The sequence below is a fragment of the Spirosoma validum genome (assembly GCF_014699035.1).
Lineage (GTDB): Bacteria > Bacteroidota > Bacteroidia > Cytophagales > Spirosomataceae > Spirosoma > Spirosoma validum.
In genome coordinates, this window is sequence record NZ_JACXAA010000004.1 from 352,797 (window position 1) to 377,961 (window position 25,165).

23 protein-coding genes are annotated in these 25,165 nt (G+C 48.9%); 10 read left to right on the forward strand and 13 right to left on the reverse strand.

The genetic code is table 11. The annotated features are described in order from the left end of the window. Nucleotides 1–194 precede the first annotated feature (194 nt). Nucleotides 195–1,673, reverse strand: coding sequence for a S41 family peptidase (locus IC230_RS13885; RefSeq protein ID WP_191039626.1), 1,479 nt, complete (start codon nucleotides 1,671–1,673; stop codon nucleotides 195–197). A 443-nt stretch (nucleotides 1,674–2,116) separates the two neighbouring features. Between IC230_RS13885 and IC230_RS13890 the strand changes: the two genes are divergently transcribed. The 3 genes from IC230_RS13890 (at nucleotide 2,117) to IC230_RS13900 (ending at nucleotide 5,104) form a co-directional block, all read left to right on the forward strand. Continuing rightward, nucleotides 2,117–2,626, forward strand: a complete 510-nt coding sequence (locus IC230_RS13890; RefSeq protein ID WP_191039759.1) for a gluconate 2-dehydrogenase subunit 3 family protein — start codon at nucleotides 2,117–2,119, stop codon at nucleotides 2,624–2,626. A 27-nt stretch (nucleotides 2,627–2,653) separates the two neighbouring features. Further along, nucleotides 2,654–4,366: a GMC oxidoreductase gene (locus tag IC230_RS13895; RefSeq protein ID WP_191039627.1), complete on the forward strand. Its 1,713-nt coding sequence runs from the start codon at nucleotides 2,654–2,656 to the stop codon at nucleotides 4,364–4,366. Nucleotides 4,367–4,477: 111 nt separating this feature from the next. Next, nucleotides 4,478–5,104 carry a class I SAM-dependent DNA methyltransferase gene (locus tag IC230_RS13900; RefSeq protein ID WP_191039628.1) on the forward strand — a complete coding sequence of 209 codons (627 nt, stop codon included), beginning with the start codon at nucleotides 4,478–4,480 and terminating at the stop codon, nucleotides 5,102–5,104. Here IC230_RS13900 and IC230_RS13905 read toward each other — a convergent pair. Beyond that, nucleotides 5,085–5,528 (reverse strand): response regulator, encoded by a 444-nt coding sequence (locus tag IC230_RS13905; RefSeq protein ID WP_191039629.1) that lies wholly within the window; start codon nucleotides 5,526–5,528, stop codon nucleotides 5,085–5,087. The genes IC230_RS13900 and IC230_RS13905 overlap by 20 nt on opposite strands. A 161-nt stretch (nucleotides 5,529–5,689) precedes the next feature. Here IC230_RS13905 and IC230_RS13910 point away from each other — a divergent pair, with 161 nt between their 5' ends. The 3 genes from IC230_RS13910 to IC230_RS13920 all read left to right on the forward strand — a co-directional run bounded on the left by IC230_RS13910 (nucleotide 5,690) and on the right by IC230_RS13920 (nucleotide 8,928). Continuing rightward, nucleotides 5,690–6,175: a response regulator gene (locus IC230_RS13910; protein WP_191039630.1), complete on the forward strand. Its 486-nt coding sequence runs from the start codon at nucleotides 5,690–5,692 to the stop codon at nucleotides 6,173–6,175. 251 nt (nucleotides 6,176–6,426) lie between these two features. Beyond that, nucleotides 6,427–7,728: a PQQ-dependent sugar dehydrogenase gene (locus IC230_RS13915; RefSeq protein WP_191039631.1), complete on the forward strand. Its 1,302-nt coding sequence runs from the start codon at nucleotides 6,427–6,429 to the stop codon at nucleotides 7,726–7,728. 672 nt (nucleotides 7,729–8,400) lie between these two features. Further along, nucleotides 8,401–8,928, forward strand: coding sequence for a DMT family transporter (locus IC230_RS13920; protein WP_191039632.1), 528 nt, complete (start codon nucleotides 8,401–8,403; stop codon nucleotides 8,926–8,928). Nucleotides 8,929–9,039: 111 nt separating this feature from the next. Here the strand turns inward: IC230_RS13920 and IC230_RS13925 are convergent, their stop codons facing one another. The 3 genes from IC230_RS13925 to IC230_RS13935 form a co-directional block, all read right to left on the reverse strand. Next, entirely contained in the window at nucleotides 9,040–10,350 is a 1,311-nt protein-coding gene (locus tag IC230_RS13925) for a cryptochrome/photolyase family protein (protein WP_191039633.1), read from the reverse strand. A gap of 104 nt (nucleotides 10,351–10,454) precedes the next feature. Next, nucleotides 10,455–11,321 carry an SDR family oxidoreductase gene (locus tag IC230_RS13930; protein WP_191039634.1) on the reverse strand — a complete coding sequence of 289 codons (867 nt, stop codon included), beginning with the start codon at nucleotides 11,319–11,321 and terminating at the stop codon, nucleotides 10,455–10,457. 201 nt (nucleotides 11,322–11,522) lie between these two features. Beyond that, complete coding sequence (locus tag IC230_RS13935) at nucleotides 11,523–12,035, reverse strand: pyridoxamine 5'-phosphate oxidase family protein (protein ID WP_191039635.1); 513 nt, start codon at nucleotides 12,033–12,035, stop codon at nucleotides 11,523–11,525. A 167-nt stretch (nucleotides 12,036–12,202) separates the two neighbouring features. Here IC230_RS13935 and IC230_RS13940 point away from each other — a divergent pair, with 167 nt between their 5' ends. After that, nucleotides 12,203–12,928, forward strand: a complete 726-nt coding sequence (locus tag IC230_RS13940) for a DUF72 domain-containing protein (RefSeq protein ID WP_191039636.1) — start codon at nucleotides 12,203–12,205, stop codon at nucleotides 12,926–12,928. A 91-nt stretch (nucleotides 12,929–13,019) separates the two neighbouring features. Continuing rightward, nucleotides 13,020–13,910, forward strand: a complete 891-nt coding sequence (locus tag IC230_RS13945) for a sugar phosphate isomerase/epimerase family protein (RefSeq protein WP_191039637.1) — start codon at nucleotides 13,020–13,022, stop codon at nucleotides 13,908–13,910. 91 nt (nucleotides 13,911–14,001) lie between these two features. Here the strand turns inward: IC230_RS13945 and IC230_RS13950 are convergent, their stop codons facing one another. From IC230_RS13950 to IC230_RS13970, 5 genes are all read right to left on the reverse strand, one after another. After that, nucleotides 14,002–14,241, reverse strand: coding sequence for a hypothetical protein (locus IC230_RS13950; RefSeq protein WP_191039638.1), 240 nt, complete (start codon nucleotides 14,239–14,241; stop codon nucleotides 14,002–14,004). A gap of 58 nt (nucleotides 14,242–14,299) precedes the next feature. Then, a complete protein-coding gene (locus tag IC230_RS13955) occupies nucleotides 14,300–14,707 on the reverse strand; it encodes a hypothetical protein (protein ID WP_191039639.1) in 408 nt (135 codons plus the stop codon). A 30-nt stretch (nucleotides 14,708–14,737) separates the two neighbouring features. Continuing rightward, nucleotides 14,738–16,021, reverse strand: coding sequence for an acetyl-CoA hydrolase/transferase family protein (locus IC230_RS13960; RefSeq protein WP_191039640.1), 1,284 nt, complete (start codon nucleotides 16,019–16,021; stop codon nucleotides 14,738–14,740). A 207-nt stretch (nucleotides 16,022–16,228) separates the two neighbouring features. Beyond that, on the reverse strand, nucleotides 16,229–16,642 hold the full coding sequence (locus tag IC230_RS13965; RefSeq protein WP_191039641.1) for a DUF2267 domain-containing protein: 414 nt from the start codon (nucleotides 16,640–16,642) through the stop codon (nucleotides 16,229–16,231). A 63-nt stretch (nucleotides 16,643–16,705) separates the two neighbouring features. Then, a complete protein-coding gene (locus IC230_RS13970; RefSeq protein WP_317171795.1) occupies nucleotides 16,706–18,103 on the reverse strand; it encodes a GH1 family beta-glucosidase in 1,398 nt (465 codons plus the stop codon). A 199-nt stretch (nucleotides 18,104–18,302) separates the two neighbouring features. Here IC230_RS13970 and IC230_RS34000 point away from each other — a divergent pair, with 199 nt between their 5' ends. Continuing rightward, nucleotides 18,303–18,884 carry a hypothetical protein gene (locus IC230_RS34000; RefSeq protein ID WP_223860637.1) on the forward strand — a complete coding sequence of 194 codons (582 nt, stop codon included), beginning with the start codon at nucleotides 18,303–18,305 and terminating at the stop codon, nucleotides 18,882–18,884. A gap of 100 nt (nucleotides 18,885–18,984) precedes the next feature. Here IC230_RS34000 and IC230_RS13980 read toward each other — a convergent pair whose 3' ends face one another. From IC230_RS13980 to IC230_RS13990, 3 genes are all read right to left on the reverse strand, one after another. After that, the gene (locus tag IC230_RS13980; RefSeq protein WP_191039642.1) at nucleotides 18,985–19,389 is read right to left on the reverse strand and encodes a hypothetical protein; all 405 of its coding nucleotides are present in this window, start codon (nucleotides 19,387–19,389) and stop codon (nucleotides 18,985–18,987) included. A gap of 120 nt (nucleotides 19,390–19,509) precedes the next feature. After that, nucleotides 19,510–20,526 (reverse strand): bile acid:sodium symporter family protein, encoded by a 1,017-nt coding sequence (locus IC230_RS13985; RefSeq protein WP_191039643.1) that lies wholly within the window; start codon nucleotides 20,524–20,526, stop codon nucleotides 19,510–19,512. Between the two features lie 83 nt (nucleotides 20,527–20,609). Next, nucleotides 20,610–24,038: a methylmalonyl-CoA mutase family protein gene (locus IC230_RS13990; protein ID WP_191039644.1), complete on the reverse strand. Its 3,429-nt coding sequence runs from the start codon at nucleotides 24,036–24,038 to the stop codon at nucleotides 20,610–20,612. 128 nt (nucleotides 24,039–24,166) lie between these two features. Here IC230_RS13990 and IC230_RS13995 point away from each other — a divergent pair, with 128 nt between their 5' ends. Next, nucleotides 24,167–25,048 carry a TraB/GumN family protein gene (locus IC230_RS13995; RefSeq protein WP_317171796.1) on the forward strand — a complete coding sequence of 294 codons (882 nt, stop codon included), beginning with the start codon at nucleotides 24,167–24,169 and terminating at the stop codon, nucleotides 25,046–25,048. The last annotated feature ends 117 nt before the right edge of the window (nucleotides 25,049–25,165 follow it).

The window sequence follows — 25,165 nt, forward strand, 5'->3', positions numbered from 1 at the left end:
CGTTATAGCAGCATTAACTGATTATATTCATCTGACAAAATTAAGTTAAAGACCTGTTACTTACCAACGTAGTGGTTTCATAAAAATTCTTAATTCTGGCCAGATTATCCTCACTTTTCTGATAAAACTAAACGACTACATCACAAAGACCCCCTTCGTGACGTAGTCGTTGGAATGCTATTGAAAAAAAGCGCTTATAAATTCAGCGTCTTCAACTGACGGACCATAGCATGGCCACCCACTTTACGTTGGAGCGACGAGCCCAGCGCTGGAAGTGTGTTGCCAGCGGCTACGCCTTGTCGTGTGTTGGTCGTGCCCCCTGCTATTTGGTTCAACGCAGCACTCAGTAGATTTTCCTTTGTATCGCCAAGCGGCAATAGAGCAAGAGGCTCTTCTACTTCCACATTAGGCGTAAAGCCCGTCGAGTAATCCGACTGTCCGGCGTTGTTGTATGATTTAAAGACGATTGGTTGCATGCCCCATTGAATCTTGCCTGTTTCGTCGGTGATGGTAATGGAACCAACATTTTTGCCATACGTAGTGGTACCAATAGTAGTTACGGTCATGTATGGACGAAGGCCATTGATAATCAGTTCGCTGGCTGAAGCGGTGTGTTCGGTCGTCAGCACGATGACCCGCGAGAGGTTGCTGCCAATGTTCTGTGATTTATCCAGGAAATTCTGGATGAAAAAATTCGACCCATATTCCCGCTGTAATTCAGGCGTGATGGTACTGTTCCATTCTTCGCGGAAATACAACTTGCTCGAGCTAACGCCCTTGCCAATGAGGCTGGCCAGATTCGCTGACGAAGACGTATATCCACCGGGATTATAACGCAGATCGAGGACTAACTCATTTACACCCTGTGCTTTGAAGTCATTGAATACCGCATCGACCTGAGCATCGTACTCATTGGCCTTGCTGCCGTTAGCACCGGGTACAAATTGATTGTAGACCAGATACCCTACTTTTTTGCTGCCAACCGTATAGACTGAATCGAGAAAGACAGGGTTTTCCTGAAATGTTGTTGCCGTTACGCTGATCGTTTGACCCGAATCGACCAAAGACGAACCATTTACAGTAGCCAGACCGAACGCGAATGTCGTTCCCGAAAATAGCAAATTCGAATAGTTGGTCGTCGAAATCGTCTGACCATTCACCTTCGTAATAATATCGCCCCGTTTGATCCCAGCTTTCTGTGCTGGTGAATTCGGCAATACGTAGAGCACCTGTGCAATGACGTCCGTCGAGCCCGATGCTTTCAGATACAGGTTGTATTCCATACCCGTCGTGGTGGTTTGGCCGCTTAGGCTGGCCTGCAGGTCCGTACCACTTTCTTCAATCCACGAAAAACGGTCGCCAGTTGGGTTTGACGTAGCGTTGTATTTATTCAGAATGGAATCGAAGAATTTATCGGGCGACAGCGTTTTGTCGGGATTGGCCGGAATTGTGCTGTTCCAATAATACAACTCCTGCATGTTTTCCAGAATCCAGTCGTTGACAGCTTGGTTGTCTGTCGAAGAGCTGGCCAGTGGAGTAACGTCATCTGTTGTCTTTTTACAAGCTGACAAGGATAAGGCAAAGCCAGCGATCAGTAGCCATTTCGCAACGCGCAGGCGAGATTGTTGATGGATAAATTTTCCAGGCGTAGTATTCACAACGTATTTATTCATCTGTTTTTGGGGAAATTGAAGTACCGTACTTATCGTCATTACGAGAAGCGTTAACCGATTGTTGCAGGGCCGATCAAAGGACCAGGATATTTAATGACAGTTTAATGAAATGTACCGATGAATTGGCCGGGTTCATCGATGAACGGACTTGAGGTAGTGGGAAGAGAATTGATACCATCTTTAGGCTAGTAAACCAACGTAGTATCAGCATACTATAGTAACGTTTGCCCCCTGAAGAACGTTCGTTATTTCTCGTAGGCAAGCGCTGATACAGTCAGTGTTTTTACTTAATTTTTGATCTCTGAAATCAATGTATTCAGGATTGGTTGCGCTGAAATCAGTGGTTTCTACTAAGGGACTCCATTGGTTTGTTTTGTATCTTTGACAGAATAAACAGAATCGTAGTAAGTACTCCTGTGGAAAGACGTAACGCGTTAAAAACAATGGCCGGAGCCGTTGGTGGGTTTATTAGCCTTCCTGCCTGGGCCAACAGCTGGACAGTTGAAACAGCTCGCTCAACCCGGCAAATTCTCTCCCGAAACCAGATGGATCTGCTGGCAGACATGGCCGAAACCATTGTTCCGGCTACGGACACTCCAGGTGCCAAAGCTCTCAACGTACACCAGTTCATTCAGAAAATGGTAACGGACTGCTATGAGCCCAAAGCTCAGGAGTCGCTCAAGAATGGCCTGGATTCGCTGGATGGGTTGGCCCAGAAATCGTTTGGCAAACCGTTTAGCGAAGGCGACGTTGCGCAACGAACGGCCCTGTTAACGCAATTATCGCAGGACCCGGCACAGAAGGAATTTTACGGATTGGTGAAAGGGCTGACGATTCGGGGTTACATGAGCTCAGAATACGTAATGACTAACCTGACGCACTACCAATTTATACCCGGCCATTATCATGGCTGCGTACCCGTTCCTCAAAAAGCTGTATCTCAATCAAAATAAGCCGAAAGACTTTCTGTAACTCTTTTTATGTCTTACCTAAATATTGACGCTCAGGCGCTGAATACCTACGATGCCATTGTGATTGGGTCTGGTATCAGCGGTGGATGGGCGGCTAAAGAATTAACCGGCAAAGGTCTGCGCACGCTCGTCCTCGAACGGGGCCGCGATGTCCGGCACGTAACGGATTACCCAACCACGAACATGCAGCCGTGGGAGTTCGAACACCGGAATCAGTTGAAGCGGGACGTTCGGGATGCGAATCCGATCATCAGCAAGTGCTACGCTTTCTACGAAGGCACTGAGCAGTTTTTCGTGAAAGATGCTGAACATCCTTATGTACAGGAAAAACCCTTCGACTGGATTCGGGGCTATCAGGTCGGTGGAAAATCGCTGATGTGGGCTCGACAAACGCAACGGTGGAGTGACTTCGATTTTGACGGTCCCGCCCGCGATGGCTTCGCCGTCGACTGGCCCATTCGGTACGCTGATCTGGCACCCTGGTACAGTTACGTAGAGCGGTTTGCCGGAATTACCGGAAATAAAGACGGACTGGCAACTCTGCCCGATGGCGAATTCCTGCCTCCGCATGAGTGGAACTGCGTAGAGAAGCTCTTCCAGCAAAAAATGGCGTCTCGGTACAAAGACCGGCACGTCATTATGGGTCGGGCCGCCCACTTAACCAGTCCGAAGCAAATTCATTTCGATCAGGGTCGGGCCCAGTGTCAGCACCGCACGATTTGCGAACGCGGTTGTCCATTTGGCGGATATTTTAGCAGTAACTCTACAACGATTCCCTGGGCAGCCAAAACGGGTAAGATGACGTTGCGTCCTAACTCGGTTGTGCATTCTATCATCTACGATGAGAAAAAAGGTAAGGCGACGGGCGTTCGCGTAGTGGATACAAACACGAAGCAGATGCAGGAGTTTTACGCCAAAATCATTTTCCTGAATGCAGCTGCCTTGAACTCGAACCTGGTCCTTCTGAATTCAACCTCGAATCGGTTCCCAAATGGCTTGGGTAACGATAGTGGTGTGCTGGGAAAATACGCGGCCTTCCATAATTACCGGGCCGGTATCTCGGGCGAATACGATGGAGACCTGGACTCAACGACCGATGGGCGTCGTCCGAACAGTCCCTACATTCCTCGATTCCGTAACGTATTGAAGCAGGAAACGGGCTTCTTGCGGGGCTATGCGGCTGGCTTCTCCGCGGGTCGTATGTCTTACTCAGATCAGAATGCGATCGGGGCTGATCTTAAACAGAGCCTGCTCAACCCAAAACTGGGCGGCTGGCACGTCGGCTCGCACATGATGGGCGAAACCATCCCGAAAGAAACCAACTACGTAGCACTCGACCCCAATCTGAAAGATCCGTTCGGGATTCCGCAACTGAAAATTTCCATCGCCTATGACGACAACGACGACAAAATGGTGAAGGATTATCAGGAGCAGCTGACGGAAATGTTTACCGAAGCCGGTTTTAAGAATATTAAACTGCGTGATGATCATCGTAACCCTGGTCTCGATATTCACGAGATGGGTGGGGTACGGATGGGGAAAGACCCCAAAACATCGATGCTGAACAAATGGAACCAGCTTCATGCGGTCAAAAATGTGTTCGTAACCGATGGCGCCTGCATGACATCGACTTCCACTCAAAACCCATCGTTGACCTACATGGCCATGACCGCCCGTTCGGCTGACTACGCTGTCAAAGCGATGAAAAAAGGGTTGGTATAACTTAAAATCTGGCATTTTCAGCCCCTGGATAGTGGAACAGTGGTGTCAGGTTCGAAAACCTGACACCACTGTTCCACTATCCAGGGGCTGAAAATGTATAAGCACACAAGTATGAACGATCACGGAATCGGCGACCTATACGAAGCGATTGCGGACTGGTTCGACCAGAACCGGAATAAAAACCTGGTCGAACGTAACTACCTGGAAGCGCTTCTGCAGAACCGCAGACCGGGTGCTTCCGTGCTGGATTTGGGATGTGGATCAGGAGAGCCCATCGCTCGCTTTCTGATTGAGCAGGGATGCCAAGTTACCGGCGTCGACGGCTCATCGAACATGATCGCTCTGTGTAAGAACCGATTTCCCGATATGGAGTGGATCCGGGCAGATATGCAAACGCTGAATCTTGGTCGGAAGTATGATGCCATCATTGCCTGGGATAGTTTCTTTCATCTGACTCACGATGCGCAGCGGGCAATGTTTTCAGTCTTTGCCAATCATATCCAAAAAGATGGCATGTTACTCTTCACGTCAGGCGACGAGCATGGGGTCGCCTACGGAGAAATGAGTGGCCACACCGTCTATCACGCCAGCTTAGCTTCGGCAGAGTATCATTCCTTATTTGAACGATATGGTTTCGAGGTACTGCTCCATAACGTCAATGACGTAACGTGTGGTAATCGTACCGTGTGGCTTGTGAAAAAAACGATAGGTGCAGTTCTTACAAACGGGGTAGAGTAGCGGTCTGCTGCCAGAAGTTTTTCAGCAGTTCCATAAAGCGAACCCACTCTCCATACGATTCTGGTTTGGTCATGTACGCATTAGCCCCCTGAAAATAAGCTTCCTTAATGTGGAAATCGCTATCGGAAGCGGATAGAATGATAATAGGGATTAGGTGCACAGGAGAATTCTGGCGCAATTGGGTCAATAGTTTGAACCCTTCCGCACTATCGGGTACGTTCAGATCCAATAAAATGAGTTTGGGTAAAGGAGCCGCTTGTTTTTGTAGATATTCATCCAGAGCCGCAATTGACTGAATGGGAATTACGCTGGCTTCGGGAAAGCTAACTTGTGACGACCGTTCCAAAAGGTCGGCTATCGTAGGGTCGTCGTCAATGGATAAAATAATAAATCTACCAGGAGTGGGCACGGTAATACGGGGCATAAACTCGACAAAACCAAAAATACGCGATATGTCCTTTTTTTCATAAAGTCGCTTAAAAAGCCGAACAGATTTTAAACAATTATTTTAATAAGTGAGTATCAGAATGAAGATAAAAGTTGATCAGGTGACTACGTAACAAGGTGAAAATTGTCTGAACGAGCATGGAGTCAGTTAATACAACAGATAAAACATTTCCTATACTACTAATTGATGATGACCCTAATTTGGGAGATATTCTGAGTCGGGTGTCTCAGAACGCATTTCCGGAGGCTGACTTTATCCATTTTTGCTCGATCGAAGAGGCTATGGATTACCTGAAATCCTCTCCGGTCAATTTACCCAAACTGATCTTACTCGACATCAATTTTAACCGGGAAGAAGACGGGCTGGCCTATCTGGTTATGTTAAGAAAATACCTTCAAACGGTTCAAATCCCTATCATTATCCTGTCGATGATGGCTGACGAAGAGCGGATTCAACAAGCTTACTCGACAGGCGCCGTGTCGTTTCTGGAAAAATCATCTACCGTTCAGGGCTGGACCAATTTGCTGAAATCATTGAAAAAGTATTGGAGTGATATTGTTGATTTACCAACCGACCGACTTGACGGCGATAGTACCGGGTCGTTATACAAAGCCCTCGAATAGTAACTCTTCACAATCTAATAGTACTTAATTCAAGTTGCGTGATTGTCTTCATGTTGCGTAGCTACGGCATATTTGGCACTGAATAGCTCCCGCAATGACTTGCGCGCCGTCAGGTAGGTTACCAGGGCAGATCTTTGCTTTTCTATAAACATTTGTTCGCTACGCGACCAGATTAGTATTTACCAGCGCCGAAGAGCTTTTGTTGGAAGCGTAGTATAATCCTGCGTAGAACACCTATAGTTTATTAAACGATGAAGAAACCTGTTTGGGGCCTTACCTGCCTAACCGCTTCGCTGGTCGCAATGAACTGCCTTGGCGAACATAATCTCAGCAAACCGCCAGTGCACACACGTAGTGCGAAAAAAAATGCTCCCGCTGCGGAGTTGAAACTTCCTTCGGGTTTTTCAGGAATGATTGTCGCTCAGGACTTGGGCGCTGCCCGACATATAACGATCAGTAAAACCGGAGATATTTATGTGAAGCTTGCCAAGCTGAAAGACGGGAAAGGGATTTATCGGCTGCGCGACACCAATAAAGATGGGGTAGTGGATGAGCAAATTGGCTTTGGCGATTATCCGGGAACTGGGATTCTCATCAAAAACGGCTACTTGTATGCGTCGTCAAACAGCAGTATTTACCGCTATAAGCTCAACGATAATCAAGAAGTTATAAACCCCGACCAGCCCGAAAAAATAGTGTCAGGTTTGCGGGAAAAAGATCGCGATAAATCGAAATCGATTGCCGTTGATAACCAGGATAACCTGTATGTCAACGTAGCGTCCGATAACGACGCGTGCCGGGAAGCCGGAACCGGCAAAGGTATCATGCCCTGCTCCCTTGTCGACACAGTCGGTATCTGGCGTTTCAAAGCGAACGTACCTAACCAGACTACGGCTGATGGGGTTCATTTTACGAAAGGCTTAAAGAACGTAGTAGGGCTGGACTGGAATCCAAAAACCAATTCGCTGTTTGTTACCCAACATGGCCGGGGGAAGTTCGATGATTTCTACCCACAATACTACACGCCACAACAGAGCGCAGCACTACCTGCCGAAACCCTGTACGAACTGCATCAGGGCGACGATGCGGGCTGGCCTTACATTTATTATGATCCGGTTCAGAAAAAGAAAATTCTGGCACCGGAGTATGGGGGTGATGGCAAGAAAACAGGCGGGGAGAAAACGATCAGCCCATTAGCCACTTTTCCGGCTCATATGGGACCGAACGCGCTGTTATTCTACACCGGAACCGCCTTCCCCGAACGCTATCGGAATGGTGCTTTTATCGCATTTCATGGACAAAACCAGGCGATGAACAAAGGGTACCTGGTTGGATTTGTTCCGTTCAAAAATGGTAAACCGTCGGGACCGTGGGAAATCTTTGCCGACAATTTTTCGGGCATCGATTTAGCGAAACCAACCGGTCCTGTGCAGCATCGTCCCTGTGGGCTAGCCCAGGGACCGGATGGTTCTTTGTACGTAACCGATGATCTGAACGGAACGCTGTATAAAATTAGCTACAGTGGAAAGGCAACGGCGTCCGTGAAAAAGTAGGAATCAACTGTAGTGCATACGGGAGTTTGCCTGACTGCTCCTGCACTCATGGTCGATTAATTAGGCATATCGATACGTAAGGAAGGTCATCTGCGGGAGTGGATGGCCTTTTTTGTATTATGTTTAGTATCTTTCATCAGGGCTTTTAAGAAACATAAACCTGAAAGGCTGTGCCTGATCACGAATCTTTACCGACGAATAAATTTCGTGTTGTTCTATTTGTCAGTGCTGAATACTACTTCTACATGGCAAATCTACAAACCTGCCTTTTGCTGATCTCCAATCCTGTACGTGTTAGTAAATGCAATCTATAAGTTAGTCATCTACTCGCTGAAAATGAGTTTATATGTTTTATTCCTGGTTTTAACCGCTGCTGTTCTACATGCCACCTGGAATCTGCTTTCCAAAAAAACACAAGGTAAAACTCCCTTTATCTGGTTAATGTATGTTGCCAGTAATATTGTGTATCTACCAGTGTTACTCGTTAAAATAAAGCAGGGTGATACGATCTATTCACAACCACTCTTATGGTTTTCGTTAAGCAGTGCGGTGCTGCATCTTGGGTACTATATCGTATTATAAAAGGGGTATAGAAGCGCTGAACTTTCAGTTGTATACCCGCTTGCCCGAGGGTCAGGGCCTTTGTTTTCGTCTACAGCGGCTATTTTATTCTTGCACGAACAGTTGAGAATAACGGCAACTATTGGCTTGTTCTTAATTATTGCAGGTGTGCTGTTGATAACCGGATTAAGCTTTAAAAAGGAAGACAACAATCAACTAATGCCAGGCATTACGTACGGCGTGCTTACGGGTTTGTTCATAGCCTTATACACGTTTAACGACACGATTGCCGTAAAATCCTATGCCGTATCCCCTTTGCCGCTCACACTGGGTACCAACTTTTTTGGGGCCATTTTGCTGTTTCCATTCATCGTCTCCAAAAAAGAAGAACTAAAAAGAGAACTGAAATTGCATAAATGGATCATTATAGCCATTGCTATCTTAAGCCCTGCTGCTTACATACTGGTATTGGAAGCGTTGACGTATGCGCCGTTAACCGTCGTTGCACCAGCCAGAGAAACAAGCATTTTATTAGGTGTATTTATGGGCTCAAGGGTATTTAATGAAGAGGATGGCAAAAGAAGGCTATTTGCCAGTGTACTAATACTGGGTGGCATAATCGCCTTAAGTTTGAGTTGAATCTGTATAACTCACTGGATTTCACTAGAAAGTCGTGTTGAATACGTATCATCCAAGAATAGACATACAGATAGTTAAGGGCTGCTGTAAGAAACAAAAAATAACTGGGGTTTACGGTCGTAATGCTTTGCGGTACGTATCAATGGCTCGCTGCCGGGCAAATCCGTGCTCGATTATCGGTTTTGGGTAATCAGGTGTGCCATATTCAGGGACCCATTGCCGAATGTATTCTTCTTTTGGATCAAATTTCTTGGCCTGCGAAATGGGGTTAAATACCCGGAAAAAAGGTGATGCATCATTGCCCGATCCGGCTACCCACTGCCAGTTGCCGTTGTTCGCCGATAGATCGTAATCCCGTAACTTCTCGGCAAAATAGGCCTCGCCAATCCGCCAGTCGATCAGGAGGTGTTTAATGCAGAAACTAGCTGCATTTAAGCGCGCCCGGTTGTGCATCCAACCCACCTGATTCAGTTGCCGCATACCCGCATCGACCAACGGATAACCCGTCATGCCCTGCTGCCAGCGCTCGATGTCTTCCGATCGGTTAAGCCAAGGAATGGCTTCGTAGGCCGGTCGGAACGGTTTATGCTCGACGTGCGGAAAATGGTCCAGAATCTGAAAATAAAAATCCCGCCAGATCAACTCCGTCAGGAAACGCTCACCTTGGGCCTGAGCCTGCTGAACCAGGTGACGAATGCTGATTGTCCCGAATCGTAAGTGAATACTCAGTTCGGTCGTTCCGTGCAGGGCGGGCTTGTCCCGATTTTTAGCATAGTTCTCTAATACTTCCTTCGGTACCTGAGTGGCTGGAAAATCCTCCTTTACTTCCTGAAAGTTCATCGATTCCAGGCTTGGAATCGGTTGAGCTGTGCGTTTGTGAAAGTGATGAAAATACGACTCTGTGGGGTAGGAGCGTACATAAAAGTCGGTAAGCGTATCCTTCCATTTTCGCTGATAGGCACCAAACACCGAGTAAGGAGTCTTTGAACCCGTCAGCACTTCATTGGTGTCGAAGATTGCCTGATCTTTATACGTGTGTAACTGAATTCCGGCTTCCTTTAATAATTCCTGAACACGCTGATCCCGCTGTTTGGCGTAGGTTTCATAGTCTGTATTTGTATAAACGGCAGCGACCGAAAACGTTTGTAAAACTTGTTTCCAGACGGCAATAGGCTCATCGTAATAAACCAGCAGGGTTGAACCCATTTGGGTCAATTGCTTCTGAAGCTGGTGCAACTGCTGATGAATAAAACTGACGCGTCGGTCGTGCCGGTCGGCCAGCGGGTCGAGAATGGCACGGTCGAAAATGAACAGAGGGAGAACGGGTTGACCACTTTTAAGTGCATAGTAAAGGGCCGCGCTATCGTCGAGTCGTAAGTCGCGCCGAAGCCAGCAAATCGAAATAGGTTGATCAGCAGCCATTGAGGATATATTCTGGATAGGATCGTTCGTATTATTGGGTACTACGTATCAAAATCAATCAGTGACAACGTATTAAATCATTGTCACTGATTGATTGGATGGGGTTAGGCATTGCCGCCGTTGACGTCCAGCAGGCTGCCCGTAATGTATGAGCCGTCACTCGATGCCAGCAATACGTAGGCAGGTGCCAGTTCTTCGGGCTGACCTGGCCGTTGCAGGATCGTTTTGCTGGCCGCTTCGACAACACCATCGGGACCCATACCCGCACCCGGCAGAAACGGCGTATAGATCGGACCGGGCAATACGGCATTGACCCGAATTTTTTTCTCCCCTAACTGTGTAGCCAGCGACATGGTGAAGGCGTGAATCGCTCCTTTTGTTGACGCATAATCAACCAGTTTCGGCTGGCCCATTTTACCCACGATGCTTCCCGTATTGATGATCGAATCGCCTTCGTGAAGATGGGGTAGGGCGGTTTGTACCATAAAGAAGTAGCCGTAAATGTTCGTTTCAAACGTCCGGCTTAACTGTTCTTCCGTGATGTCTTCAATTTTCTCCACAATGTGCTGATAAGCGGCATTGTTGACCAGAATGTTGAGCTTGCCAAACTGGGCGATGGTCTGATCAACAACTTGCTGGCACTTTGCCTTGCTGCGAACATCCGTAGCCAGCGTCAGACACGTACCACCGAATTGTTCGGCCAAGCGCTTGGTTTCCTGCGCATCGACTTCCTCTTCGGCCAGATACGTAATAACAACGGATGCACCTTCTTTGGCGAACGCAATGGCCACAGCCCGGCCAATGCCTGAATCGCCCCCGGTGACAATCGCTACTTTGCCTTTTAGTTTGCCCGCAGCCTGATAATTGGTGAGATCGCTGTCGGGTTCGGGGGTCATTTTCGCCTGTATGGCGGGAAACTCCTGTACGTCACTTTTAAGTTCTTCTGCTTTTGGGTATTCAGGTTGTTCCATTTGTGAAATTGGGTTGATTCTGTTGAGTAATACGTTGTAATCCTATATCTATCACCTTGTACACGAAGATTGTTTGGTAAACCTGTTAAACAATGCGAGCCGGTCGCACTTATCGATAAGTGAAACCGGCTCGCTTGCTGATTTGAAAATAGACTGCCAGATACGTTAAACGCTTATCCTACAAGTCCGTTACGTTCGTGCTTATTGAGGCTCGTCGCCAAATTTTTCGTTGTGGCCCGATTTGCTGGGTTGTCCTGTTAGAGCACCTTTGGCCATTTCAAACAGATTCATCATTTTACCACCTGGTTTGTCCCAGTATTCACCCGCGTGGGTAGTGACTTTCAGAAGCGTAATATTCGGATCGTCTTTGCCTTTGGGAAACCAGGTTTTCAGAAAATCACTCCAGAGATCATTAATCTTAGCCTGATCGTCTACCACTTCGGCATGTCCTGATGTGGATACGTATACTTCTGATCCGGTATCAGAAAAGCCCAGACCGACCCGGCTATTTTGCTGAATTTCAGCTATTTTGTTCGAATCGTTGTAGGTGAAAAACCACATACATCCTTCACTATCGATTTCGTGCGTAGCCATCGGACGCGTGTGAAAATCGCCGTCGGCCTGCTGCGTCGTGAGCATGGCAATGCGGATGTCCTTGATTTTCTCTTTGAGCTGACCCAACTCGTTGAGATTTAATGTTTGTTGCGCTTGCATAACGTTTCTGAGTTAATTTCCCTGTCACAAGTCGGTGTTTACGGGAGAAGTTTACCGATTGCAGATATATTTTTTTTAATCAGTCAAGCGAAATAAGTTTAACTGGGGTTGTTCACGCATGAGTTTCCTGTAGTAACGTAGCGTGGTACCTGCTTTCTTCGCAATTTATGAGCATTCACATTGGTACGTCGGGGTGGAGTTACGATCACTGGCAGGGCGTTTTGTACCCGCATGATACGCCCGTTCATGATCGATTGGGGTATTATGTACAGCGTTTTCAGACTGTCGAACTGAACAGCAGTTTTTACCGATGGCCGAAACAAGCCACCTTTGCCAGCTGGCGACGACGGTTACCCGACGGCTTTCAGCTCACGGTGAAAGCGCCCCGTGGACTGACTCACGCCAAAAAACTTTATGCGCCCGAAACCTGGATGTGCCGGATCAAAGCCTGTTGGCATGAACTGCGCGAAAAACGGGCAATCCTGTTAGTTCAGCTTTCACCCAACCATGCTTATGACTATGAACGACTAGCGTATTTTCTGGACCAGGTGCCATGGTGGATGCGTGTAGCGGTCGAATTTCGGCATCCGAGCTGGCATACGGAAGCTATTTTTACCTTGCTGGAGCAACACCAGGCCGCGTATTGCATCACGAGTGGTGCACATCTGCCCTGTATCCTGCGCGCTACAGCCCCGTTCGTGTATGTACGCATGCACGGACCCGACACGGATTGGCTTTACGGCGGCTCATACTCCGATACAGACCTGCGTTGGTGGGCTGATCGCATTCGGGAGTGGGCGGGCATGGGCAAAGACGTCTTCGTGTATTTCAATAATGACGGTGGCGGCAATGCGGTACGTAACGCCGAAACACTACGTTGGCTCGTTGGGTAACGACGGGAACAGTAAACCCTATCGTTCTCTGGCTTTAGCCAGTATGAGCGCGGGTACTTCGCCCGTTGCCGATTAATCGACCTATACGCTAATGAGTCAGTCCTCCAACATTACCCGTAAACAGTTTCTTAAACTAGGTGCCCTGGCTACGTCAGCGGCTCTTTTGCCTCAACTCGATGCCTTTGCCGCTTCATCAAAAAAAGTTGGTTTACAGTTATATACACTACGGGATCTGATGGCGAAAGATCCGGATGGTACGTTAAAAAAAGTGGCGCAGATCGGCTACAAGGAAGTTGAATCGTTTGGCTACTCAGATGGCAAATTCTTCGGTAAAACGCCGAAAGACTACGCGGCATACTTAAAAAGTCTGGGCTTATCGGCTCCCAGTGGTCACTACACGACGGGTAAAACGATGCCTAAAGCCAAAGGCACGCTAATGAACGACTGGAAGCGAGCCGTTGATGATGCCGCCACGATTGGTCAGAAATACATGGTCTGCGCCTATCTGTTCCCCGAAGAACGTACCAAGCTAGATGATTACTTAAAGTTTGCTGATTTATTCAACAAATCGGCGGAGGTATGTAAGGCAGCTGGTATTCAATTTTGCTACCACAACCATGACTTTGAGTTTAAGCCACTGAGCGGAAAAATGCCGTATGACGTTCTAACCGGCAATACGGACAAAAACCTGGTAAAACTCGAACTCGATTTATATTGGGCTACTATGGCAAATCAGGACCCGGTCGCTTTGTTTAAAAAACACCCTGGTCGTTTCCCGCTTTGGCACATCAAAGACATGGAAAAAACACCCGAACGCGCGTTTGCTCCCGTCGGAACCGGATCCATCAATTTCCAGCGCATTTTCGACGCTCAGAAAACCGCAGGTCTGACGCATTACTTCGTGGAGCAGGACGTTTGCAAACTGCCGCCGTTGGAATCCATCGCGATTAGCTACAAGAACGTGGAAAAATTGAAGGTGTAAACGAGCCATTGCCGACCACCAACAAAAATCAAAGCGGGCAAGATTCGGTCTTGCCCGCTTTGATTTTATGGATTGTTGAAAAAACGTATTCTTAATCAGCTTGTTCGAAAGCATAAATGTTGAAAACGTCGTCCCATTCGACTCCATTCTCATCGTTCCATTTACACTTGATCGCATCACGATTATTCACTGATCCGATGCTTGTTTCTTCTGCATCGTAGCTATAGGCGGTCATCGTCTCGCCATTGTCGATTTTCCGAACGCGAACTTCTTCGTTACTATCCAGCTTGCCTCGAATGTAATCTGCATCGGAAACGCCATTTTTCTCCATGTCAAATCAAACGTTGTTGTGTTCTCTTATTACTGTCAAATCGAACAAAAGTTTATCGTTAAGTCTCTTTTCGATGAGCAGAAGGACTTCGCCGAAGCACAACGACAAACATGTTGATGATGTACAGGACCTGGCTCAACACAAGCGCCATGGCAATCCATACCAGCCAGTTGCCAGTAAACAAAGGCAGTGTGAACGTAACGAGTGCCGCTAGCGTCAGGATCAGATGAGTAGCTGTAAGGGTTCGATTCGGTCTGGTTGTACGGCGGCTCATCAACCAATAGCCTGCTCCAATCACTAGCAGAAATATGGAGGCCGCAAACGCAAAATGTAGATTACCAATAACGTAATACGTATCCGCAAGCTGAATATCTACCGTATGCTGGCTGAAGATAATACCTAACAAAATCAGCACAGGAATGGCTAGCCAACTGGTCATGTAAGGTTTTCTTAGCGCGGTTTTCATGGCCAAACGTTACGTAGTTCCTCGTCTCATTCAAATTCCTCCGAACCGGGCAAACGCCTGCCGTTCCAGCTCTTCCCGATGGTCGGGGTGGGCGATATTGATAAGGGCGCGAGCGCGCTGGCGGAGGTTTTGGCCGTACAGATCGGCGATGCCATATTCCGTGACGATGTAGTGAACGTGCGCGCGGGTGGTCGTTACGCCCGCTCCTTCTTTCAAAAACGGCACGATTTTACTAAGCCCTTTGCTTGTCATAGACGGAAGCGCGATGATCGGTTTGCCTCCTTCCGAGAGCGAGGCTCCCCGAACAAAATCCATCTGGCCACCCACACCTGAGTATTGGTACGTACCGATGGTATCCGCGCAGACTTGTCCGGTCAGGTCAATCTCGATGGCGGAGTTGATGGCGGTTACTTTCGGATTTCGTCGAATAATGGCTGTATCGTTGGTATAGCTGGCCTGCTTCATCGCAACACCGGGGTTATCATCAATGAAATCATAAACCCGCTGGCTACCCATCACAAACGCCGACACGATGCGATAGGGGAGCACTGTTTTGTGTTCACCCGTAATGACGCCCCGCTCAACGAGGTCAATGACGCCATCCGAGAACATTTCGGTATGAATACCTAAACCTTTGTGGTGAATAAGTTCGGCCAGCGTAGCGTTCGGTATCCCACCGATGCCAAGCTGCAACGTAGCACCGTCTTCAACCAGGCTGGCAACATACTGACCAATCTTCCGATCTTCGGCGCTGATCTCACCTGGCAACACTTCGTACATTGGCTCATCGACCTCAATAGCCGCGTGCAGCATAGACGCCGGAATCAGGCCATCACCATGCGTGCGCGGTACGCGTGGGTTGATCTGAGCCACTACGTATTTCGCCGACCGAATAGCGGCCAGCGATACGTCGACGGATGGTCCCAACGAACAGTAGCCGTGTGCATCGGGCGGAGAAACCTGAATCAGCGCTACGTCGATGGGTAGAACTTTTCGCTGGAACAATAGGGGAACTTCGCTCAGAAAAACCGGTACGTAGTCGCCAATGCCCTGGTTGAGCTGCTTCCGCATATTCGCTCCGATAAAGAACGAATTAGGCCGAAACGATTTTTGGTACTTCTTCTCCAGATAGGGCAGGGGGCCTTCGGTATGAATATGGCATATTTCGACGTTGCTCAGGTCATCCGCCCGGTCAACCATCGCCTTGATAAGGACATGGGGCGTCTGCGCAACGCTATGAATAAAAACGCGGTTGCCGGACTGAATGGCGGAAACGGCCTGTTCGGGGCTGGTAATTGGGAGAATAACGGACATCAACTATAGGGGATAAGGGAATGGAGTGAATCCCACCCCAAAAATACCGACCGAACTAAACATGTTTCTTATCCAGCCAACTGATTAGTATCAGTCCCCTGGCTTATTGTTACGCTGGTAAAAGTCAGAAGTAGACATGAAACAGGCTCCGGCATGTATACCCGCTCGATTATTGGCAAGCGACAACGTCGGAGCCTGTTTCGTGGATTACCTGGGTGAATTCTGTGCGGTTTGACTGCTCTCGAATAAAGGAGCGTAGTCTTCCGAAAGTGTAATCTTTATTTTATGCAACTCACCCTCGGTAACCATCCGGCCCAAAAGCTGCATAAACTGCTGCGTATAGTGTTGACCGGTTTCTTCATCGACGCCTAATTTGTCGGCTACTCGCTGGTAAAACTCCGTTAATTTAAATCGCTCGCCCTGGTCGCGCTGCTCGGGGCTAATTTCCCGAATGATGTCCAGCAATGGAGCGGGTAACTGAGCGCCAAGGTTGTCGGCTGCATTACCGGCCAGATGTTCGGTCAGGGTGTGCAGAAAAGCCCTGGTAATGTCCAGCACTTCTTCCTCAGTCTGAACGCCGAGTTGTTCTTTGGCTTCGTGAATAAATTCAGGATATTGCATAACGTTGTGAGTTGTTTATCTGCCAGCACAACCCCATGAGTAAGAATAGAGTTTGAAAAAAGATCAGTTAATCGCAACCGAGTGCTCTGTCGTTAATAACTGCTGAAACCAGCGCCCCGACGCCTTCACGATACGTTGCTGAGTTCTGAAATCGACGTAGACAAGCCCGAAGCGTGGACGGTAGCCTTCAGCCCATTCAAAATTATCCAGGAATGTCCAGGCAAAATACCCCTCGACCGGTAAACCTTCCTGTTTGGCCCGCAACACTTGCTGCAGGTACTTCTGGTGGTACTCAACCCGCGCTACGTCATGAACCGCACCCTGTTGAACCGTATCGAAAAAAGCCGCTCCGCTTTCGGTGATGTAGATTTTTTTGACACCTTCGTATTGACTGAATTGTTGAATAACCCGATACATACTTTCGGGGTAAACTTCCCAGCCCATTTCGGTGATCGTCTGCACGTTCCGACGCAGGGGCGATACGTCTTTGGCCCAGATATACGGCATAAAATACGATTGCTCGACGACGGCCCGGAAATAGTGCTGTAAACCAATGAAATCGTAGTCGAACGCGAGCCGCTCCATGTCGCCGGGTTTTGCTGTTTTTTTGGAGATACCGTACAGAAAAGGCAGTTCTTTGGTTGGGTAGCCTAATCCCAACGAGGGCTCAATGAAAAGCCGATTCATCAGCGCATCGACGCGGGTAGCGGCATTCTGGTCTTTGGGCGTAAACGGGTCAATGGGTGAGCAGGAGAACGTTGTGCCGACCTGTGCATCCGGTACGTTACGTCGGACAATGCGGCCGCCCTCGGCTTGCGCCAGTGTCGTGTGATGGATGACGGGCAGCAGGTTTCGCAAACTCCGCCGGCCCGGTGCATGCTGACCCGTGAAATACCCCAGGATAGAAAACGCCAGCGGTTCGTTCAGGATAATCCAGTGCTTGACTTTGTGCCCAAACGCTTTGGTACAGACATCTGTGAAGTCCGAAAACCAGTCGACGACTTTCCGATTGGGCCAGCCGCCTAAGTTCTCAAGGGCCTGTGGTAAATCCCAGTGATAGAGCGTAATCCAGGGCGTAATGCCCAGCGCAATGCATTGGTCAATTAGCTGATCATAAAAGGCCAGTCCCAGGTCGTTGATACGTCCGCCATTGGCCGGGCCAAGACCATCGGGCAGAATGCGTGACCACGACAGTGAGAAACGGAAGGAATCGAAGCCCAGTTCTTTATGCAACTGTAGATCGGATACGTAACGATCATAAAATTCGCAGGCAACGTCGGCTGTTTCGCCGGTTTTGATCTTACCCTTCTGCCTGCTGAATGTATCCCACACGCAGGGCGTTCGTCCGTCACGATCGACAGCGCCTTCAATTTGGTAAGCGGCTGTGGCGGTGCCCCAGATAAAATCAGGACCAAACGCCTGGCGGTTCAAGGGAGATAACTCTGACAATGGAATGGGCACGATACGTTGATGGGCTAATCTCGCAAAAGTACCGAGTCACTACAAAACGATACGTAACGAAACAATTATTTAACATACGCTCTGTGGCGAATGATTTAATCGAATCTTAAGTCACCAATGGAAACTTTTCGTTGCGAATCTGTCTTGCCCAATCGCTTAGTGCCTTGATTAATTTATTGGCTAAACAATGCGATTCAGTATGACAACTACTACCCAATACCTGTGGGCGGCCTTGATGGGAGCCGTTCTTCTTTCTTCGTGTAGTCGCCCGGCGGCTTATTTTCAGCGAGGATCAGCAGAGCCATTTCCGGCAGCCGCTTCTCAATCCGAAGTGGCTGGAACTCTTCCTACATCGGTCCCTGCACCGGTAGAGCCGTTAACGCAGCATGGAGAAATGGGGACGGATTATAATGCCTACGTTCGTAAAGATAATCAGGTCGTGGCCAGTGACCGTGTAGGTGAGCATATAAATCGAATGAAGCATCTGGGCGTATCGACCCGAACGACGCAGCAGTTGGAAGAAAGTAGTACGTATCGGCAAATGAATCGGGTAGAACGGTTGATGTTGAAGGTAATAAACCGGAAAATCAGTCGGCAACTGGCCCCTAGTCGTCCCGAGAAAGCCATGGTCAACAGACCGATTCAGGTGATAGGCGCGAGCGTTTTGCTCGTAGGAGGTTTGCTACTGCTGATACTCGGCTCGGGTACAGTAGCTTTTATTGGATTGATTCTCTCGCTGGTGGGAGGGGTTGGTGTAATTGTCGGACTATTTGGCATTTGATGAACGAACCCCCGACTCTCGGGGAGGGTGTATACAATCGAATGACCGCCCAGTCCGGTACGAATCGGATCAGGCGGTCATTCGATTGTATTCGCCACGTCTAGCCACGGCGGCCGTAAGGAACGGGCTGATTTCTGTTATAGCGGTTGTTCTGCTGAACGGCAAACAGTCTGTCACGCTGGGCGGAGGTTAGAACGGCCAGCATATCCTGACGTTTACGGAGCTGAAGCTGACGGAGGCCATCAGGTGTCATGCGGCTTGTTGAAAACAGGCGATCATAGTTGTCTTCGATCTTATGCAACTGTTTTTCCTGCCGACGAGATAAGCCAACGATAGCATCAATGCGGTCTATTTTTAAGTCGTCCTGAACCTGGTCGCGGTCATAGCGAGAGCCACCGTATTGTGGAGGACGGTTGTCAAACGGTTTTGAGTATACGCCTTGAGCGAAGGTTACACTGGTTGCTAAGCTGAAGAGAGTGATGGCGGCAATGATTGTCTTTTTCATGTCAGTACGTTGTTTATTTGTGCGTTACTGATTCTTAGAAGGCAATCCCGTCGTTGCGTTTAATCAAGGTATAGAGGCTTCTGGCTGAATGCCTGTTTTTAGCTATCGAATTCGGCTAAATCACTTCTGAATGACCTCATATTTTTCTTTTTGCCGCTGTGCCATCGACTGAGCAATGATGCTGGCGACAATCAGTTGCAGCGCGTGGTACATCATAATCGGTAAGAGCGCTACGCCAGCCATATTACCTGGAAATAGTACGTTGGCCATCACGCTGCCTTGTACCAGCGATTTCTTGGAGCCACAGAACAAGGCCGTAATACGGTCTTCCCGATTGAAGTTCAGTAATCGGCTGAGTAACGTAATCAAACCGAACATCAGAAAGAATAATCCCAGCATAAGCCCGGCCAGCCACAAAAGATCATCCACTGAAATTTTCTCGAACGAATGGAGCGCGAACGATTCGCAGAAAGCGGTGTACACGATGAGCAGAATGGTAATCTGGTCGAAATACCGTAACGAGGTTTTAAATCGGGCTGCCAGCCAACCCAGCCGCTGATTCAATAACAAACCCAATATAACCGGCAGAATGACCTGAAGCGTCAGTTTCCCAATCACATCCGTAAGATCGTATTGCCCGTTTGTGCTGGTTAATAGATAACTCATCCAGATGGGTGTAATGAATACGCCAATCAGGCTTGAAATGCTGGCATTGAAAATAGCCGCCGGAATATTGCCACCCGCAATCGACACCATCACCACCGACGACGAAACCGTTGACGGCAAGGCTGCTACGTAGAAAATGCCCAGCCACAGCAATTCGGTATCGGGCGTAAGGAACAGCGAACGGGCGGCCAGCACAACGGCCGGGAAGACCACAAACGTAGTGAGGTGAATGACCAGATGCAGCCGATAATTCCGTAAGCCTTCCCGCAACTGACTGAAATTCAGCTTTAATCCATAAAAGAAAAAGATTAGGGAGACGCCATACGTAGCCAGCGACGATAACGAAAAAAGACCTTCCTGAATGCCGGGCTCAGGCCAGAGCTTAGCCAAACCAATCATAGCCAGGAGGGCCACTATAAACCAATCGAGCCCAACCCGAGCCAGTAGCGTACTCAACGACGTTTTAGCCATAATGAATACTAACCTGATAAAGGTATCACGGGTTTCAACCCGTCTGGGGATGGTCTGAAAAACGGGTTGAAACCCGTAATACCTTACATATTTCGTCGGTACTGGCCACCGACGGCGTAAAGTGCGTTCGATAATTGACCCAGCGAACATACTTTGGTGGCCTCCATCAGGCTCTCAAAGATGTTTTCGTTGGCCAACGCGGTGGCTTTCAGGTTAGCAAGTGCTACGTCAGCTTCCGCGCGATGGGCATTCTGGAAGGCCTGGCACGCGTCAACCTGAAAGCGTTTTTCGTCGTCGGTTGATCGGATCAATTCGGCGGGAACGATGGTTGGCGAACCGGCCGGATCGAGAAACGTATTGACGCCAACGATGGGTAAATCGCCATTATGTTTCAGCGTCTCGTAATACATCGACTCTTCCTGAATTTTGCTACGTTGATACATCCGTTCCATTGCGCCCAATACGCCCCCGCGCTCGTTAATGGCCAGAAATTCCTGATAAACAGCTTCTTCAACCAAATCGGTTAACTCTTCGACCACAAAAGCGCCTTGTAGTGGATTCTCGTTCTTAGTTAAGCCAAATTCTCGGTTGATGATCAGTTGAATAGCCATCGCCCGTCGGACCGACTCTTCCGTCGGTGTGGTAATGGCTTCGTCGTAGGCGTTGGTATGCAGTGAGTTGCAATTGTCGTAAATCGCTAGTAAAGCTTGCAGTGTCGTGCGAATGTCGTTGAATGCAATTTCCTGCGCGTGCAAACTCCGACCCGAAGTTTGAATGTGATATTTCAGTTTCTGTGAGCGTTCGTTCGCTTTGTATTTATGCTTCATCGCCTTCGCCCAGATTCGTCGGGCAACACGCCCCAGCACGGTATACTCCGGGTCCATGCCGTTCGAGAAAAAGAATGATAGGTTGGGGGCAAAGCCGTCTACGTTCAGACCTCGGCTGAGGTAATATTCCACGAACGTAAAGCCATTGGAAAGCGTGAACGCCAGTTGCGAAATTGGGTTGGCGCCCGCTTCAGCAATGTGATAGCCCGAGATTGAAACCGAATAAAAATTCTGAATCCGATTGTCGATGAAATAAGCCTGAATATCGCCCATCATTTTGAGCGCAAATTCCGTCGAGAAAATGCAGGTGTTCTGCGCCTGATCTTCCTTCAGAATATCAGCCTGTACCGTACCGCGGACTTTGCGCAACGTATCCGCTTTGATCTGTTCATAAACCGCTTTGGGTACTACTTTATCGCCCGTCGTACCAAGTAGCAGTAGGCCCAGGCCGTCATTGCTATCGGGTAGGGGGCCGTTGTAGCGCGGGGCATGGGCCATGGAGCTTGGGGCGTAGGGAAGCGTAACATCGACATTCACCCCATGCTCCTTGCTCCCTGCACCTTGCTGGCGCAGCCATTTCTCACACTGCTGATCAATGGCTGCGTTCAGAAAAAAGCCGAGAAGCATGGGCGCGGGGCCATTAATGGTCATGGAAACCGACGTAGCCGGGTCGCAAAGATCGAAGCCGGAGTAGAGTTTCTTGGCATCGTCGAGGGTACAAATGCTTACGCCTGAGTTACCGACTTTGCCGAAAATATCCGGTCGCAGGGCCGGGTCTTCGCCGTAAAGCGTAACCGAGTCGAATGCTGTCGAAAGTCGTTTGGCGGGCAATCCTTTCGATACGTAGTGAAACCGGCGATTGGTCCGTTCTGGGCCACCTTCGCCAGCAAACATGCGCGTGGGATCTTCACCTTCTCGTTTGAGCGGAAAGACACCCGCCGTGTAGGGAAACTCGCCCGGTACGTTTTCGGTGAGCAACCAGCGCAGAATGTCGCCCCAGTCGTGGTATTTTGGCAGGCTAACCTTCGGAATTTTCAGATTCGACAGCGTTTCAGAATACAGCGGTTGTCGGATGATCTTGTCCCGAACTTTAAATTCATAAAATTCCGCAACGTAACGTTTTTGGATGTCGGGCCACTGTTCCAGCCAGGTTCGGCATTCGTTGGAAAGCCGGGATTCCAGGTCGGCCTGTAATTTTTGCAACTCTTCTTTCGCTGACTCACTCGTCACGATCTTCAGGACTCCGTCAAGCTGATACAGCTGCCTTGCCAGAGTAGTTTGTTCGGTTACGAACGTAGCATAACGGCGGCTTTCATCCACAATCTCAGCCAGATAACGGACTCGGTCAGAAGGGATAATGGCGTGGGGCAGAGGGCGTGGGGCTGAGGGCAAAGCAGCATCAACGTTTTCCCTTCGCTCTAACCCCTCTGCCACAGGCCCCATGCCCACTAACCTCATTATCTGATCAAACAGCGCGTTCATCCCCGCATCATTGAACTGAGCGGCAATCGTTCCAACGATTGGCAATTCGTCATCTGCTACGTCCCAGCGGTTATGATTTCGTCGGTATTGTTTCCGGACATCGCGCAGGGCATCCAGCGAGCCGCGTTTGTCGAATTTGTTGATGGCTATTACGTCGGCGAAATCGAGCATGTCGATTTTTTCCAACTGCGTAGCCGCACCGTATTCGGCGGTCATCACGTAGAGCGTTTTGTCGGCATGATCAGTAATTTCCGTATCCGACTGGCCAATGCCTGATGTTTCGACAAGAATCAGATCAAACTGAGCGGCTTTGCAGATATCAATCGCATCCTGAACGTAACGGCTCAGTGCCAGATTCGACTGCCGTGTTGCCAGCGAACGCATGTACACCCGTGGCGCAGCGTCGGCTGGCGAATTGATGGCGTTCATCCGAATGCGGTCGCCGAGAAGTGCCCCGCCCGTTTTCCGTTTCGACGGATCAACGGAAATAATCGCCAGTGTTTTATCGGGAAATGTTCGCAGAAAACGTAGCACCAACTCATCAACCAGCGACGATTTCCCCGCGCCCCCGGTTCCGGTGATGCCGAGGACGGGAGCATAGTGCGTGGAGGTAGGAGCAGGGAGTTGACCAGGATATTTATCTGGATGGTTTTCGGCGGTGGTGATTAGCCGGGCGATTACGTCTGTATTTTTTGGAAATACATTTCCCGTATTCGCTGTTTTCAGTGGAGAGGCCGGGGGTAGGGTAAAATCGCACTGACGTAACAGATCGTCAATCATGCCCTGCAAACCCATCGTCCGGCCGTCGTCGGGGGAGTAAATGCGCGTAATGCCGTACGCGTGCAGCTCTTCGATCTCTGAGGGCAGAATCGTCCCACCGCCCCCGCCGAAGATGTTGATATGACCAGCTCCTCGTTCGTGAAGCAGGTCATACATGTACTTGAAAAACTCCAGATGCCCACCTTGATAGCTCGTTACGGCAATGCCCTGAACATCTTCCTGAATCGCACAATCTACAATTTCGGCTACGGATCGATTATGGCCCAGGTGAATCACTTCAGCCCCCGATGCCTGCATTAGCCGACGCATCAGGTTAATGGCGGCATCGTGCCCATCGAACAACGAAGCCGCCGTAACGATGCGGATTTTATTTGTGAAGGCCAATGGCTGCGAAGAAACTGGTCTAGGTTGTTGAGCAATCATAGGTTTAGGAATTCCGTTAGGTAAAGCCGGGTAGGTCAAAGTTACGAAGCAAAATGGAATGTAACTTTGCCTGGTAAAGCCGTAGCTTTTCTCACTAGTGTAAAGGCATACTTGCCCAACTGTTAACGATGATGATAAAACGTATTACCACTCAACTCGCTCTGTCTGGCCTGTTACTAGCAGGAACTTTACTCAATACACAGGCACAGGACAACGCGCTTCTGTATGAAGTTACGGGACCGGGTCTATCGAAGCCATCGTATCTCTACGGTACGTTCCATCTGGTTTGCCCAGCGGATTTAACGATTACCGATGCCATTAAGAAATCGATTGGCGAGAGTCAGCAGGTGTATTTGGAACTCGACATGGACGACCCGAACATGATGATGGACATGCAGAAAGCCATGATGATGCCCGCCGGGAAAACGATAAAGGATCTACTCAAACCCGAAGACTATACGGTACTGGACAACTACCTGAATCAGAAAATGCACATGGGCCTGGCGCAGATGGGCATGCTTAAGCCAATTGCATTGCTCTCGATGATGTACATGACCGTATTGCCCTGCCAGCCAGCTTCGTATGATCTGACGTTTGCGCAGATGGCGGCCAGTGAAAAGAAAGAAGTGCTGGGCTTAGAGAACTTATCAACTCAACTGAATGCGATCGATAAGATTCCCATGCAGGAGCAATTAAAAGGATTGGTCGATATGGCTAAAAAGCCCGAGGAAGCGAAGAAAGAATTCACCGACTTCATTACGTTGTACAAAAGCCATGACCTCGCCAAACTGATGAATGCTATGAAAACCAGCGAGTTCAGCGGGGGCGACTTTTCGCAGTATGAAGAAAGTCTGTTAAACGAACGTAACGCCAGCTGGATTCCGGTGATCGAAAAAGCGGCAAAGGAAAAGTCAACGTTTTTTGCCTTCGGCGCTGGTCATCTGGGCAATGATAAAGGGGTAATTAGTCTGCTCCGAAAAAAAGGCTATACCGTCAAGCCATTGGAGTGATTCGTTTTGGTATCGTGGACTTTAGTCCGCATAGCCGTAGGCTAAATTGTAGTTATTGATGATCTGCCTACAGCCTTGCGGACTAAAGTCCGCGATACCAAATTGAACACATAGTTA